Here is a 13,787-nt window from a genome sequence, read left to right on the forward strand (position 1 = left end):
CATGGACGAATCCTTGCATCCCGAAAACCCGTATTATTCCCGCACCGATACCGGCCCGCTGCAGGTAACGCCGGCCGAATGGGAAAAGATACTGCCCCCGGAAGTTTATCATATTGCCTTTGAAAAGGGCACCGAACCGCCTTTTACCGGTAAATACTGGGACCTTGAAGGCACCGGCACTTACTATTGCGCCGTCTGCGGCAATCCGTTGTTCCATGCGGACGCCAAGTTCGGCAGCAGCTGCGGCTGGCCCAGCTTTTTCCGTACCCTGGCTAAAAGCAGCGTGGTCTACCGCCCGGACCACTCCCATGATATGGACCGCACCGAGGTTATCTGCGGACGCTGCAGCGCACACCTCGGCCATGTCTTTGAGGACGGCCCGCCGCCGACAGGGCTGCGGTACTGCATGAACTCGCCGGTGCTGGATTTTGTGCCCGATAATCCCAAAAACTGATTATTTTTGTGCCCCTTTGCCACCCTAGCTCAGTTGGTTAGAGCAGCTGTTTCGTAAATAGCAGGTCGTCGGTTCGAGTCCGATGGGTGGCTCATCACGGCGCCTGTTTAAATTTTGCTTTTGAAGGCCGGGGGCCTGGGGCGCATTGGCAGCCCAAAGGGCAAAGTTCAAACAAGCGCTCAGCCCGCCGCCGGGAAATACATGCAAAACCGGACCATGCAGCAATCCGTTACCCGAAAGTTTCTGGTGCCCCTGGCCTTTCCCCGCCTGGAAGAGGCCGCCGGTAAAGAGATCCATGTGCTGGCCGGGGATGTGGGCGGCACAAAGACCAACCTGGCCCTTTTCCGCATGCACCGCCTTCATGCAGAAGCCGTGCACCAGACATCCTACCCCTCCCGGTCCTACGATTCCCTGACCGCGATCATCAAGCAGTTCCTCGCCGATTTTCCGCACACGATGCCCGACCGCGTTTGTATCGGCGTGGCAGGGCCCGTGCTGAAAGGCAAGGTGGATCTGACCAACCTCTCCTGGGAGCTGGACAGCCGCGATATCCGCAAAGCCACCGGCATCGGGGAAGTAGCCCTGATCAATGACCTCGAGTCCACCGCCTATGGGCTGGCGGCCCTGCAGGAAAGCGACCTTTTTGCCATCCGCGAAGGCGACTTCGACAACGGGGGCAACATGGCCATCCTCGCGCCGGGCACAGGCCTGGGCGAAGCGGGCCTGTTCTGGAACGGCCAGACCTACCACCCCTTCGCCACCGAAGGCGGCCACTGCGACTTTGCCCCGCGAACGGATCAGGATATGGCTTTGCTGCAGCATCTTCAGGAAAAATTTGATGTGGTCAGCTGGGAACATGTGGTATCCGGTCCCGGCATCTTCAATATATACACCTATCTCCGCGAAGCGGAAAAACGGGAAGAGCCCCGCTGGCTTACCGAAGCCCTCAAAAAGGCCGGCGACCCTACCGCCGTCATCAGCGAGGCTGCTGCAGCCGAAAAAGCCCCGATCTGCCGCGAGGCCATGCGCCTGTTTGTCCGCTACCTGGCGCATGAGGCCTGCAACCTGGTGCTTAAGCTGAAAGCCTCCGGAGGACTGTTCCTGGGTGGCGGCATCCCGCCTAAGATCACCAATATGCTGCTGGAAGAACGGTTTTACACGCATTACCGGCATTGCGACCGCATGCAAAGCCTTGTGGAGTCGGTACCCATCTGCGTCATTCAGAACGACAAGACCGCCCTGCTCGGCGCCGCCTATTACGGCGCTTACGGCGCCGCCGGCTGAGCAACCGCTTTTGTGATATCCCGCTGTTCCATCGTTCCGCAGTTCCTTACAATATGATCATATCCCCGTCTCGTTTTTTTGTGTATTTTGGCAAGATCCGGTAGCTTTCGATATAAAGCGAAAGAAAACAATCCTCTCTTTGGGCGTATCACCGATATAAAAACGAGAAGACTCCGGCGATGTCTCCAGTTATAAAAAATAATGCGATACCGGACGGGGAGCTGCTGCTCCGGCTGGCTGGAAATGACGCCGAGGCCTTCACCGTTATCTACAACCGGTACTGGGAAACCCTGTACCGTTCTGCTTTCCGGGTGCTGAAAGACCACGATGCCTGTCTCGACATCGTGCACGAGATCTATACCTGGCTCTGGGCCCACCGCCGTGAATTGCAGATTGCCCACCTGCGGGCCTATCTGCTCAGCGCGGTAAAATTCAAAGTGGTCAATCATATCCGCGCCGGAAGGATCCGCGAAAGCTTTTTCGGGGAAGCGGCGCAGCTCCTCCCGCCGGAAACGGCAGACGCCGGCAACAATCTCGCCGCAAAAGAGCTGGATACTGCCGTGCGGCAATGCATATCACGGCTTCCGGAAAGGTGCCGCACCGTCTATGACCTCAGCAGGAACGAACATCTCAGTCACAGAGAAATATCGGCGAAGATGGGCATCTCCGTAAAGACGGTTGAAAATCAGATCACCATCGCCCTGCGCCGCATACGCGAATCCCTCGGCTCTCTTCTTCTCTTCCTGCTCGTGCTCTGCGGGCGGTAATCCGTCAAAAAAGTTTGCTCCGCGTTTGGGGGCTCCGCGCCCCTCATTTGCCTTATTCAAAAGAACGGTACAAATGGATAAGGAACCGCTGTTACGACTGGTAAAAAAAATAGCCGCGGGAACGGCCTCCGAAACCGAAAAAGCCATCTTTGACCGCTTGTACCAACATTTCCAGCAGGAGGAGCTTGCTGAAGAGGACGTCTTTCCGGAAGGACGGAAGAAGATGGCCAGGAAGCTCTGGAAGCGCATCCGTGAGGACACGCTGGATAGGGAGCAACCGTCGTTCTCCGTCCGCCGGAAGGCCTGGAAAGCCGCCGCGGCGCTGACGCTGCTGACCGGATTGTCCCTGATGGCTTACCTGCTGCATCAGTATACCGGCAGGTATCATCCGCCGGATGTGGTACATCGTATAACCGGGACCGGGGAGCAACGCAGGATTATACTTCCCGACAGTTCTTCGGTTTGGCTGAATGCCGGCAGCCGTCTTTCTTATGAAAGACATTTTTCCGGTAACGGCCGGGAGCTCTTTCTGGAAGGGGAGGCATATTTCGAGGTGAAACACCGGCAGGGAAGTCCCTTTGTTATCCATACGGCGGGCGTCGTCATCACCGATCTCGGAACGGAATTTAACGTCAACGCCTACCCCGAGGACGATTCGGTCACGGTGACCGTAACCGGCGGCAAGGTACAGGTAAGCCTGCAGCAGCAGCAGGCCCGGCTGACAGCAGATCAGCAGCTGAGCTATTATAAATCATCCGGGACCCTGGCGCAGAAACGCGTGGACGGAAACGCCGCATCCGCCTGGCGAAACGGAAAGCTGTTCTTTGACGGTATCCCGCTTGAGGCCGTGATCAGGCAACTGAAGCGGACCTATAATATTTCGATTACGGTGGTCAACAAACAGATCATAACCTGCCCGGTGTACGGGGACTTCAGTCATACCCACATCCGGGAAAGCCTGCAGCTGCTGGCCGAAAGTCTGGGCGCCACCCTCCGGGAAACGGGGGGCAGCTACCGGATCACAGGCGGCAGCTGCCATTGAGTAATTGCTTGCAGACCGGCAGAACAACGCCATCGTCGCAGAGAACCGGCAACCCTAAAAAGCATGCTTTATAATGCCGGCTGATTAACCATATGTAATTCCATAAACATGATAACCGCTTCGACTCAACCGTCCAAAACGTTTTCTCCTGTCTTTTTCAGGGGTATCTTTTTTGCCGCCCTGCTGCTGTCGCTGACCTCGCTGGTACAGGCAAAAGCAGCCCGCGGACAGGATGCCCTGGAAAAAAAAGTGTCCGTCTCCCTGCACGATGTGCTGCTGAAAGACGCCCTTCACCGGGTGGCCGAAACCGCCGGCGTGAACATCGTGTTCACCGGGAACGCGTGGTTCAATACGGCCCGGGTATCCCTGACGGCAAAGGAAAAACCCTTACGGCAGGTGCTCAGTTCCCTGCTGGCCGCTTATCCCCTCACTTACAAAGCTGCAGGCAACAATATCATTATCCGGCAGCGCACGGAGCCGCCGGCCCCGAAGAACATTACCCGGCCGGCGCCTGAAAAACAAGTACAGGGGCAGGTCACCGATGAAAAGGGGACTCCTCTCCCGGGAGTGACCGTAAAGCTGCAGGACGGCAACGCCGGCGCCGTAACTGACGCCTCCGGACGCTATACCCTTACCGTTCCGGACGACAACGCCGTACTGTCATTCAGCTATATCGGCTATAATCCCAGAACGGAAGTTGTCGGTAGCCGCAGAGAAATAAACATCACCCTCAAGGAAAGCACCGGGGGCCTCAATGAAGTAGTGGTGGTCGGCTATGGTACGCAGAAAAAAAGCGACCTTACCGTAGCCGTTTCTACCATTGCGCCTACCAAGCTCACCCAGCGCCATGCTTCCAACCTGACGACCGCCCTGCAGGGACTGGCCCCCGGCGTTACCGTATGGGATAAGGGCGGTGAACCCGGCGGCTCAAATAACGCTTTTAACATCCGCGGCGTAACCACCCTGAACAGCAGCACGCCCCTGATGATCGTGGATGGGGTGGAACAAAGCGCGTATGACCTCAACCCGGACGACATCGCCTCGGTATCCGTACTCAAGGATGCCGCCTCCACCGCCATCTACGGCTCCCGCGCCGCCAACGGGGTGATCCTGATCACCACCAAAAGAGGCAAGAAGGGTGAGGTGAGGGTAAACTACAGCGGATGGATGGACTTCCAGAACCTCAGCACCGTTCCCAAGCATATCGACACCCGGTCGTACCTCGAGCTGCAAAACCTGGCCTATGAGAACCGCGGCAGCGACCCGCTGTATTCCGACGAAGATATCCAGCACTATGTGAGTGGCGACGACCGCCTGAAATATCCCCTGCCCAACGACTGGTTCAACCAGCTGATCCGGAAAAACGCGCCCTGGCAAAACCATTCCATCGATATTTCCGGCGGCGGGGAAAAGCTGACCACCTTTCTCAGCCTGCGCTACATGGACCAGCAGGGCGTTTTTCCCAACCACGACATGCAGCGCTACCAGCTGCGGATGAACAACGACATCCGGATCGCCGACAACTTCAGCGTGAATGCCGATCTTAAGGTACGCCGGCAGAACCGGAACCGTACCAATATGGATCAGCTGTATCACTGGATGATCCACGGCTCCCAGCTGGCCGTGCCCCGCTATCCCGACGGCACCTACGGGCTGAGCAAACAGGGCAACAACCCGCTGGCCTATGCCGACCCCAATATTGTCGGCGGTACAAAATTTACGGATGACAATGCCGTCATCAACCTGCAGGCCAACTGGGATATTGTAAAAGGCTTGCATTTTATGACCCAGTACGCCTTTGAGATCAACCGGGTCGACACGCTGATGAATACCCCTACCTACGAGATACGGGATTACTGGAACAAGGACGTGGTGCTCAAAAGCAACGATGTAAACCAGCTCAAGGACGGCCGGCAGGAAGACCTGCAGAAAACCTGGAACAGCACCCTCTCCTACGATTTCCTCCGGGATAAACACGCCGTCAACCTGCTGGCGGGTTATTCGGAAATCGCTTACCGCCTCACCGGCCTGCATGCTATCGGAAAGAAACTGTACAACAACGACCTGCAGGATATTGAGCAGAGCGAGCCGGACAGCCGGCTGATCGGTAACAAGTATGCCGACTGGGGCCTTCGCTCCGTATTCGGCAGGGTCAACTATAACTATGCCGAACGTTACATCCTGGAGTTCAACATGCGCTACGACGGCTCTTCCCGTTTTCCGCCGGGCAACCGCTACACCTTCTTCCCCTCCGTATCAGGCGCATGGCGCATCTCCGAAGAGAAATTCTGGGACCCGCTGAAAGACATTGCAGACCAGGTAAAGATCAGGGGCTCCTGGGGGAAGAACGGCAACCAGAACATCAATGATCTGTATACCTACTTCGACCGGCTGAAGGTAGCCAACTACTATGCCTTTAACGATGTGCCGGTAACCGGCGTGCTGCAGAACGAACTGACCGTGAACGATCTTCACTGGGAGATCACCACCCAAACCGATATCGGCCTCGATCTTTCATTCCTGCAGGGAAAGCTCAACGCATCGTTCGACTGGTACAAGAAGCTGACCAGCGGCATCCTGCAGGAGCTGCCGATCCCGGGCGTCATCGGCCTGCAACCCGTGGCCACCAATGCCGGCAAAGTACAGAATACCGGCTGGGAACTGCAGCTCAACCATCAGAACGATATCGGGCAGCTGCATTATGATGTAACCGTCAACTTTTCCGATGTAAAGAACAAGATACTGGACCTCTCCGGGGCCGGACCTTACTTCAGCCAGGAGAAAGACCGTTATATCCGCATGGTGGGACAACCCATCGACGCCCTCTGGGGATACAAGACAGACGGCCTGATCACCCAGGAAGACCTGGACAAGGGATACCCGCTCCTTTACCCGGATACCAAGGTCGGCGATATCAAGTATGTGGATACCAACGATGACGGCAAGCTTACCGCAGACGACAAGACCATCCTCGGATCTACCATTCCCCGCTGGACTTACAGCGCCAACATCAACCTGAGCTGGAAGAATTTTGACCTGAACCTTTTCCTCCAGGGCGTAGGACAGCAGAACATGATGCTCTGGGGGGCATTTATTGAGAACGGCAGCTGGGAAGGATTCATGCTCGATATCGGCAAAGACTACTGGACCCCGGAGAACACCGACGCCCGCTTCCCCCGTCCGGAAAAATCCAGCAACCGCGATACCGAGCCTTCTTCCTGGTGGACGCTGAACGCCAGCTACCTCCGGCTCAAGAACCTGCAGCTCGGCTATACCTTCCCCAAAACGCTGACCCAAAAGATCCGGATCCATAACCTGCGGGTATATGTGGGAGGAACCAACCTGCTGACCTTCTCCGGTCTGAAAAAATGGGGCATGGACGCCGAAACGCCCAGCGGCCGCGACGCCATCTACCCCCCGCTGAAGACATACACCGTCGGCCTTAACCTCGGATTTTAAACACGGATACCGCTCCTTTTGCAAAAAACAACAATCATGAAACCGACATTATATATAAAAAGCTGTCTTGCCCTGTTACTGTTCTGGGCGGCGGCCGGATGCCAGAAAGACCTGCTGAACACAGCACCAAAGACCGACCTTATCGGCAACACCTTCTGGAAAAGCCAGAAAGATGCAGTCAACGCCGTCAACGCTATTTATTCCAAGCTGCCGGGGATATCGGAGCTGCAATGGGACCAGCTTTCAGATATCGGAATGACCAACAATAACGGCTCGGCCCTCTCCGAATACATCGAAAAAGGCGCGCCCAACGCCAACCTGGACTTTTTCGGAAACCAGTGGAAAGACGCTTATACGGCCATCCGGGCGGCCAACTATTTTCTGGAGAATGTCGACAAGGTAAAGGACGCCGATCCGAATACGGCGGACAGCCTGCTGCTCCGCCTGAAAGGCGAAGCCCGCTTTATCCGGGCCTTCTTTTACACCCGCCTGGTGATGCTCTTCGGAGACGTGCCGCTGATCACCCAGACGCTGGAGCTGTCGGAAGGCTATGATGTACCCCGCACCCCCAAAAATGAGGTATGGGATTTCGTGGACAAGGAGCTGACGGATATCGCCGGTAACTTGCCGGAACGCTATACCGGCGACGATATCGGCCGCATTACCCGGGGCGCCGCCCTGGCCATGAAGGCGCGCGCCATGCTCTATGCCGGGCGTTGGCAGGCCGCCGCCGATGCCGCCAAAGCGGTTATGGACCTCAATGTTTATTCCCTTTACCCCAGCTTTGCCAAGCTGTTCGGGTATGCGGCGGAGCACAGCAGCGAAGTGATCCTGGACCGGGAATATGCCAAGGATGTGCTGCCTTCCTCCTTCTTCAACACCTACGCCCCCAAGGGTATGAACGGGACCATCACCATTGCCCCGACCGGGATGCTGGCAGATGCTTTTGAAACCAGCAAGGGACTGTCCATCGATAAAGACCCGGACTATAATCCCCGCAATCCTTATCACAACCGGGATCCCCGTCTCGGCTATACGTTGTTTCTCCCCGCCTTTTCCGACGATGTGCCCGGCGACAAGTTATACAATGGGAAACCTTATGACCCGCGCCCCGGCTCCCATACCGCCGACGAGGTGGAAGTGGATTATCTGCGCTCCAAAACGGGCTTCAATACCAAAAAATACGTCAACCCCGAAGACATGTCGGACCGCTCCAACTGCGGCACCGATTTTATCCTGATCCGCTACGCCGACGTCCTGCTGATGTATGCCGAAGCCAAAACGGAGCTCAACCAGATCGATGGTGCTGTCTATGACGCCGTTAATGCCATTCGGACGCGCTCGGATGTGAATATGCCGCCGGTGCCCGCCGGCAGGTCGCAGGAGCAAATGCGGCAGATCGTCCGGCACGAACGCATGGTAGAGCTGGCGATGGAAGGACTGCGCTTTTTCGACCTCCGCAGGTGGAAAACCGCGGAAAAGGTGATGCAGGGCGCCGTGCGGGGCATGACCTATATCCGCAGCGGGGGAGCAACAGTAGACACGGTAGTCTATGGGGGCATCGTACGGCACTTCAACCCCGACCGGGATTATCTTTTCCCCATTCCCCAGCAGGAGGTGCTGCTGAACTCAAAACTTACCCAGAACCCGGGATTCTGATGTGATCTCTCGTTTCCCATAAAGTGGCTACATTCGCGGAAACATCCGGAAATGCCAACCGAACCTTCTTCCGCGGGTGCACGCTTCCGCGAAGCCATGCGTGCCGAAAAGCCGCTGCAGATCGCCGGCGCGGTGAATGCCAACCACGCCCTGCTGGCCGTACAGGCCGGCTTCAGGGCCATCTACCTGTCGGGAGGCGGCGTGGCGGCCGGCTCGCTGGGCATTCCCGACCTCGGCATTACCACACTGGAGGATGTGCTCACCGATATCAACCGCATCACCGGCGTTACCGATGCCCCGCTGCTGGTAGATGTGGATACCGGCTTCGGACCTTCCGCCTTTAATATCGCACGCACGGTAAAGTCGCTGATCAAAGCGGGGGCAGCCGCCCTGCACATCGAAGACCAGGCAGGGGCCAAGCGCTGCGGACATCGTCCCGGAAAAGCCGTGGTCTCCCCCGCCGAGATGGCCGACCGGATCAAAGCCGCCGCAGACGCCCGCACCGACGACAACTTTCTCATCGGCGCCCGCACCGACGCGCTGGCCGGGGAAGGCCTGGAAAAAACGCTGGAGCGGGTGACGGCCTACCGGGACGCCGGGGCAGACTTTATCTTCGCCGAGGCGGTCCGTGAGCTCCCGCAGTACGGGGAATTCGCAAAAGCCACCGGCCTGCCCGTACTGGCCAACATCACCGAGTTCGGGCTTACTCCGCTGTGGACCGTTGAGGAGCTGCGGGACGCCGGCGTAAGCCTGGTGCTGTATCCCTTGTCCGCCTTTCGTGCCGCCAACAAGGCCGCGTTGAATGTATATACGCATATCCGCCGCGAAGGCACCCAGCAATCGGTGATCGATACCATGCAGACCCGCGAGGAGCTGTATGTCAGCATCGGCTATCACGCTTTTGAGCAAAAGCTGGACGCCTTGTATGCCGGCCGGTCCGAGCCGTCCTGAACCCGTAATCCAAGCTATGTCCTACGAATCCCACAGCACCACCAGATTTTCCAACCGGGTGGATAATTATGTCCGCTACCGCCCCGGTTATCCTGACGCGCTTCCCGCACAGCTGGAGCAGGATGGTATCCTGCGCTCCGGAATGCAGATCGCCGATATCGGCTCAGGGACCGGCATCTCCACGGCGCTTTTTCTGAAAAAGGGATATCCCGTTTTTGCGGTGGAGCCCAACGGCGATATGCGCCGGAAGGCAGAGGAACAGCTGGGCAGCCTTCCCGGCTTTTCCAGCATAAACGGCACGGCCGAACAGACTACCCTGCCGGATAACAGCGCCGATCTGATCATCGCCGGACAGGCTTTTCACTGGTTCGACCGGGAAAAGACCCGGGCGGAGTTCCGCCGCATTTCCCGTCCCGGCGCTTATGCAGCGCTTTTCTGGAACCTGCGGCTGACCGACACTCCTTTTGCCCGGGAATATGAAAAGCTGCTGCAGCGGTTTGGGACCGATTATAAACAGGTAGGGCATAAGGAAATGGCATCGGAAGACAAGATCGCCGCGTTCTTTGCACCGGAACCCTATCTGGTCCGCACCTTTGACAATGAACAGCATTTCGATTTCGAAGGGCTCAAAGGCCGGCTGTTGTCCAGCTCCTATGCGCCGGAAGCCGGGCATCCGGAGCACCTGCCGATGCTCGATGAGCTGAAACGCCTGTACGACCGGTATGCAGCATCGGGTATCGTTCGTTTCGGCTACACCACGGTACTGTATGCCGGCAAGATAAACTGATCATCTAAAAACATTACGATCATGCAGGAAGCACCTCAACCGGGTTTTAAACCCAAGAAATCAGTGGCCCTCTCCGGTGTAGCCGCCGGCAATACGGCGCTCTGCACCGTGGGTCACAGCGGCAACGATCTGCATTACCGGGGTTATGATATTCTTGAGCTCGCCGAAAAAGCCGCTTTTGAAGAAACCGCTTATCTGCTGATATACGGAGCGCTGCCCAACATCGCGCAGCTGAAGGCCTACAAAAAAAAGCTGCAGGGACTGCGCAGTCTGCCCGAAGCCGCGAGAAAGGTCCTGGAGCTGATCCCGGCCAAAGCTCATCCCATGGACGTGCTGCGCACCTATACTTCGGTGCTGGGCACGCTGGCTCCCGAGCCGCCGGATCATCATGACGAAGGGGCAAGGGATATCGCCGACCGGCTGCTGGCCTCCTCCGGCTCCGCCCTGCTGTACTGGCATCATTTCTCGACAAGCGGACGCCGCATTACGGTAGAAACGGACGATGACAGCACGGGCGCTCATTTCCTGCACCTGCTGCACGATAAAAAGCCGTCCGCATCCTGGGAAAGGGCCATGCAGATATCCCTGAACCTGTATGCCGAACACGAGTTCAACGCCTCCACCTTCACCTGCCGCGTGATCGCCGGCACAGGCTCCGATCTCTACTCCGCCATTACGGGAGGCATCGGCGCGCTGCGGGGATCTAAGCACGGCGGGGCCAACGAGGTGGCGTATGAGATCCAGGAACGCTATGCCGCCCCGGAAGAAGCCGCGGAAGATATCCGATACCGGCTGGGAAAGAAAGAGGTCATTATCGGTTTCGGGCATCCCGTTTATACGGTGTCTGATCCGCGGAACCAGGTCATCCGGTCCGTGGCCCGCGAGCTTGCTGAAGAAGCCGGGGATATGCGGCTCTTCGGCGTGGCGGAGCGCATAGCGCAGGTTATGAAAGCGGAGAAAAAGATGTTTCCCAACCTCGACTGGTTCTCTGCCGTAGCGTATCATCTGATGGGCATTCCCACGGCCTTTTTCACGCCGCTCTTTGTCATCGCCCGGCTGACCGGCTGGAGCGCGCATGTCATCGAGCAACGGCAGGACGGCAAGATCATCCGCCCCGGCGCCAACTATACCGGGCCGGCGCCCCGGCCTTTTGTACCGCTGGAAGAACGATAGACTGTCCGAAAAATCGTAAATTTGATCATAACTAATGGCAGTTGCCAAAGTGTTATTGACATTAAATAAAATGATATGGAAACGATCCTGATACAGCTGACCCATAACAAGGCTTACAGGCTATTACGAGACCTGGAAGAATTGAAGGTAATCAAAGTGCTCAAAAAGCATATAAAGGAGGAGGCTAAGCCACCCCAAGAAAGTAGTACAGCCAAATTCAGGGGATCGCTTAACCTCACTGCTGAACAGTATAGGGACTTTCAACAACATGCAAAAGACATCCGCAACGAATGGCACAACGATATTTAATTGATACCAACACTGTCATCGATTATCTCGATAATAAACTGCCTGCTCATGCGGCTGATCTGATTGATACCGGAGAAATAGCCTTATCAGTAATTACCCGCATGGAATTATTAGCGTGGCCCAAAGCTACTTCCCAACAAATCGCAGTATTGGAAGATTTCATTAATGTTACTACGGTTTGGGGATTAGAAGAACCGGTTATCATAAAGGGTATTGAAGTACGAAAGACTTATCACCTGAAATTGCCAGACGCTATAATTGCCGCAACCGCACTTACTTTAAATCAGGTGCTTTTGACCCGGAATGTATCCGACTTCAAACATATTGCAGGATTATCATTAGAAAATCCCTGGGAAATGTAGTAGCTAAAGAACCGGTATACCAGAATACTATGCAAAATAGATTACCCAATTCTTCTGTCCCTATCCACAACGACCGCCCCCAACCCGACAAGGAGCTCACCGACATCGCCGACTATGTGCTGAACTACAGGATCAGCAGCGAGCTGGCCCGGGAAACGGCGCGCTACGACCTGCTCGACACCCTCGGCTGCGGGCTGGAGGCGTTGGAATACCCTGCCTGCACCCGGCTGCTCGGCCCGGTGGTGCCCGGTACCATCGTGCCGCAGGGAGCAAGGGTGCCCGGCACTCCCTTTCAGCTGGACCCCGTACAGGCCGCCTTCAACATCGGCACACTGATCCGCTGGCTGGATTTTAACGATACCTGGCTGGCCGCCGAGTGGGGCCACCCTTCGGACAACCTCGGCGCCATCCTGGCTACCGCCGACTGGCTCTCCCGTACCGCCGCAGCAGAAGGAAAAGCCCCGCTGACCATGCATAGCGTGATCGAAGGCATGATCATGGCGCATGAGATACAGGGGGTGATCGCTCTCGAAAATGCTTTTAACCGCGTGGGGCTGGATCATGTGGTGCTGGTAAAAGTGGCTTCTACCGCCGTAGCGGGAAAGCTGCTCGGCCTCAGCCGCGAAGCCCTGATCAACGCCATATCCCTGGCCTTTGTCGACGGACAGGCGCTGCGCACTTACCGCCATGCCCCGAATACGGGCAGCCGCAAATCCTGGGCGGCCGGCGACGCCACCGCCCGCGCCGTAAAGCTGGCCCTGATGGCCCGCGCCGGGGAGATGGGCTATCCCGCGGTGCTGACGGCGGAAACCTGGGGGTTTTATGATGTGCTGTTCGGGGGAAAACGTTTTGTCTTCCAGCGGGACTACGGCTCCTATGTCATGGAGAATATCCTGTTCAAGATATCCTTTCCCGCGGAATTTCATGCGCAAACCGCCGCAGAAGCCGCCATGACCCTGCACCGGAAGCTGAAGGCGGCGGGGCGCAGCAGCGACGATATCCAGAAAATCAGCATCCGCTCCCACGAAGCGGCCCTCCGCATCATCGACAAAAAAGGTCCCCTGCACAACCCGGCGGACCGCGACCATTGTATCCAGTACATGGTGGCCGTACCGCTGATCTTCGGCCGGCTTACCGCGGCCGACTATGAGAACGGCATCGCCGCCGATCCCCGTATCGACGCCCTGCGGGAAAAGATAGACATCGTTGAAGATCCGCAGTTTACCCTGGATTATTATGATCCGGAAAAGCGCTCCATCGCCAACGGGTTGACGCTGAAGCTGAACGACGGCACCGTCTGGGAGGAGGAAGTGGTGGAATATCCTATCGGGCACAAACGGCGGCGGGCGGAAGGTATTCCCCTGCTGATGGAAAAGTTCAGGACCAACCTGGCGCGCCGCTTCCCGGAAGCGCAGCAGCAGGCTATCCTCGACGCCTCCCTGGACGCCGTGAAGCTGGAGAACATGCCGGTGCATGCGTACGTGGATCTGTACGTCAGCCCCCGGTAAGATTTGCCCGAAAGAATTGTTTATCCGTCTGC

Annotated in this window: 12 protein-coding genes and 1 tRNA gene; all 13 read left to right on the plus strand. The window is 57.0% G+C overall.

The features are described from left to right. The first annotated feature begins 1 nt into the window (after position 1). The 13 genes from msrB (at position 2) to ABD851_RS00265 (ending at position 13,755) form a co-directional block, all read left to right on the plus strand. On the plus strand, positions 2-454 hold the full coding sequence (gene msrB, locus ABD851_RS00205; RefSeq protein WP_344973457.1) for a peptide-methionine (R)-S-oxide reductase MsrB: 453 nt from the start codon (positions 2-4) through the stop codon (positions 452-454). An 18-nt stretch (positions 455-472) separates the two neighbouring features. Beyond that, positions 473-546: transfer RNA gene (locus tag ABD851_RS00210), tRNA-Thr, on the plus strand. A 124-nt stretch (positions 547-670) separates the two neighbouring features. Next, entirely contained in the window at positions 671-1,738 is a 1,068-nt protein-coding gene (gene glk / locus ABD851_RS00215) for a glucokinase (protein ID WP_344973460.1), read from the plus strand. Between the two features lie 179 nt (positions 1,739-1,917). Beyond that, the gene (locus ABD851_RS00220) at positions 1,918-2,505 is read left to right on the plus strand and encodes an RNA polymerase sigma factor (protein ID WP_344973463.1); all 588 of its coding nucleotides are present in this window, start codon (positions 1,918-1,920) and stop codon (positions 2,503-2,505) included. A 73-nt stretch (positions 2,506-2,578) separates the two neighbouring features. Continuing rightward, the gene (locus ABD851_RS00225) at positions 2,579-3,547 is read left to right on the plus strand and encodes a FecR family protein (protein ID WP_344973466.1); all 969 of its coding nucleotides are present in this window, start codon (positions 2,579-2,581) and stop codon (positions 3,545-3,547) included. Between the two features lie 108 nt (positions 3,548-3,655). After that, positions 3,656-7,006, plus strand: coding sequence for a TonB-dependent receptor (locus ABD851_RS00230; RefSeq protein ID WP_344973469.1), 3,351 nt, complete (start codon positions 3,656-3,658; stop codon positions 7,004-7,006). A 36-nt stretch (positions 7,007-7,042) separates the two neighbouring features. Continuing rightward, entirely contained in the window at positions 7,043-8,665 is a 1,623-nt protein-coding gene (locus tag ABD851_RS00235; protein WP_344973472.1) for a RagB/SusD family nutrient uptake outer membrane protein, read from the plus strand. Between the two features lie 51 nt (positions 8,666-8,716). Beyond that, positions 8,717-9,616 (plus strand): methylisocitrate lyase, encoded by a 900-nt coding sequence (gene prpB, locus ABD851_RS00240; protein WP_344973475.1) that lies wholly within the window; start codon positions 8,717-8,719, stop codon positions 9,614-9,616. A 16-nt stretch (positions 9,617-9,632) separates the two neighbouring features. Further along, the gene (locus tag ABD851_RS00245) at positions 9,633-10,403 is read left to right on the plus strand and encodes a class I SAM-dependent methyltransferase (RefSeq protein WP_344973478.1); all 771 of its coding nucleotides are present in this window, start codon (positions 9,633-9,635) and stop codon (positions 10,401-10,403) included. Between the two features lie 21 nt (positions 10,404-10,424). Further along, positions 10,425-11,576: a bifunctional 2-methylcitrate synthase/citrate synthase gene (gene prpC, locus ABD851_RS00250; protein ID WP_344973481.1), complete on the plus strand. Its 1,152-nt coding sequence runs from the start codon at positions 10,425-10,427 to the stop codon at positions 11,574-11,576. Between the two features lie 75 nt (positions 11,577-11,651). Further along, the gene (locus ABD851_RS00255; protein ID WP_344973484.1) at positions 11,652-11,885 is read left to right on the plus strand and encodes a hypothetical protein; all 234 of its coding nucleotides are present in this window, start codon (positions 11,652-11,654) and stop codon (positions 11,883-11,885) included. Then, on the plus strand, positions 11,867-12,247 hold the full coding sequence (locus tag ABD851_RS00260) for a type II toxin-antitoxin system VapC family toxin (RefSeq protein ID WP_344973487.1): 381 nt from the start codon (positions 11,867-11,869) through the stop codon (positions 12,245-12,247). Before ABD851_RS00255 ends, ABD851_RS00260 begins: the two co-directional genes overlap by 19 nt. 29 nt (positions 12,248-12,276) lie before the next feature. Then, positions 12,277-13,755: a bifunctional 2-methylcitrate dehydratase/aconitate hydratase gene (locus tag ABD851_RS00265; protein WP_344973490.1), complete on the plus strand. Its 1,479-nt coding sequence runs from the start codon at positions 12,277-12,279 to the stop codon at positions 13,753-13,755. The last annotated feature ends 32 nt before the right edge of the window (positions 13,756-13,787 follow it).

Source organism: Compostibacter hankyongensis (genome assembly GCF_039541075.1).
GTDB lineage: Bacteria > Bacteroidota > Bacteroidia > Chitinophagales > Chitinophagaceae > Compostibacter > Compostibacter hankyongensis.

What these genes read in the sequence shown, in the direction of transcription:
- msrB (WP_344973457.1), top strand. Translation starts at nt 2, where the DNA reads ATGGACGAATCCTTGCATCCCGAAAACCCGTATTATTCCCGCACCGAT.
- glk (WP_344973460.1), top strand. Translation starts at nt 671, where the DNA reads ATGCAGCAATCCGTTACCCGAAAGTTTCTGGTGCCCCTGGCCTTTCCC.
- ABD851_RS00220 (WP_344973463.1), top strand. Translation starts at nt 1,918, where the DNA reads ATGTCTCCAGTTATAAAAAATAATGCGATACCGGACGGGGAGCTGCTG.
- ABD851_RS00225 (WP_344973466.1), top strand. Translation starts at nt 2,579, where the DNA reads ATGGATAAGGAACCGCTGTTACGACTGGTAAAAAAAATAGCCGCGGGA.
- ABD851_RS00230 (WP_344973469.1), top strand. Translation starts at nt 3,656, where the DNA reads ATGATAACCGCTTCGACTCAACCGTCCAAAACGTTTTCTCCTGTCTTT.
- ABD851_RS00235 (WP_344973472.1), top strand. Translation starts at nt 7,043, where the DNA reads ATGAAACCGACATTATATATAAAAAGCTGTCTTGCCCTGTTACTGTTC.
- prpB (WP_344973475.1), top strand. Translation starts at nt 8,717, where the DNA reads ATGCCAACCGAACCTTCTTCCGCGGGTGCACGCTTCCGCGAAGCCATG.
- ABD851_RS00245 (WP_344973478.1), top strand. Translation starts at nt 9,633, where the DNA reads ATGTCCTACGAATCCCACAGCACCACCAGATTTTCCAACCGGGTGGAT.
- prpC (WP_344973481.1), top strand. Translation starts at nt 10,425, where the DNA reads ATGCAGGAAGCACCTCAACCGGGTTTTAAACCCAAGAAATCAGTGGCC.
- ABD851_RS00255 (WP_344973484.1), top strand. Translation starts at nt 11,652, where the DNA reads ATGGAAACGATCCTGATACAGCTGACCCATAACAAGGCTTACAGGCTA.
- ABD851_RS00260 (WP_344973487.1), top strand. Translation starts at nt 11,867, where the DNA reads ATGGCACAACGATATTTAATTGATACCAACACTGTCATCGATTATCTC.
- ABD851_RS00265 (WP_344973490.1), top strand. Translation starts at nt 12,277, where the DNA reads ATGCAAAATAGATTACCCAATTCTTCTGTCCCTATCCACAACGACCGC.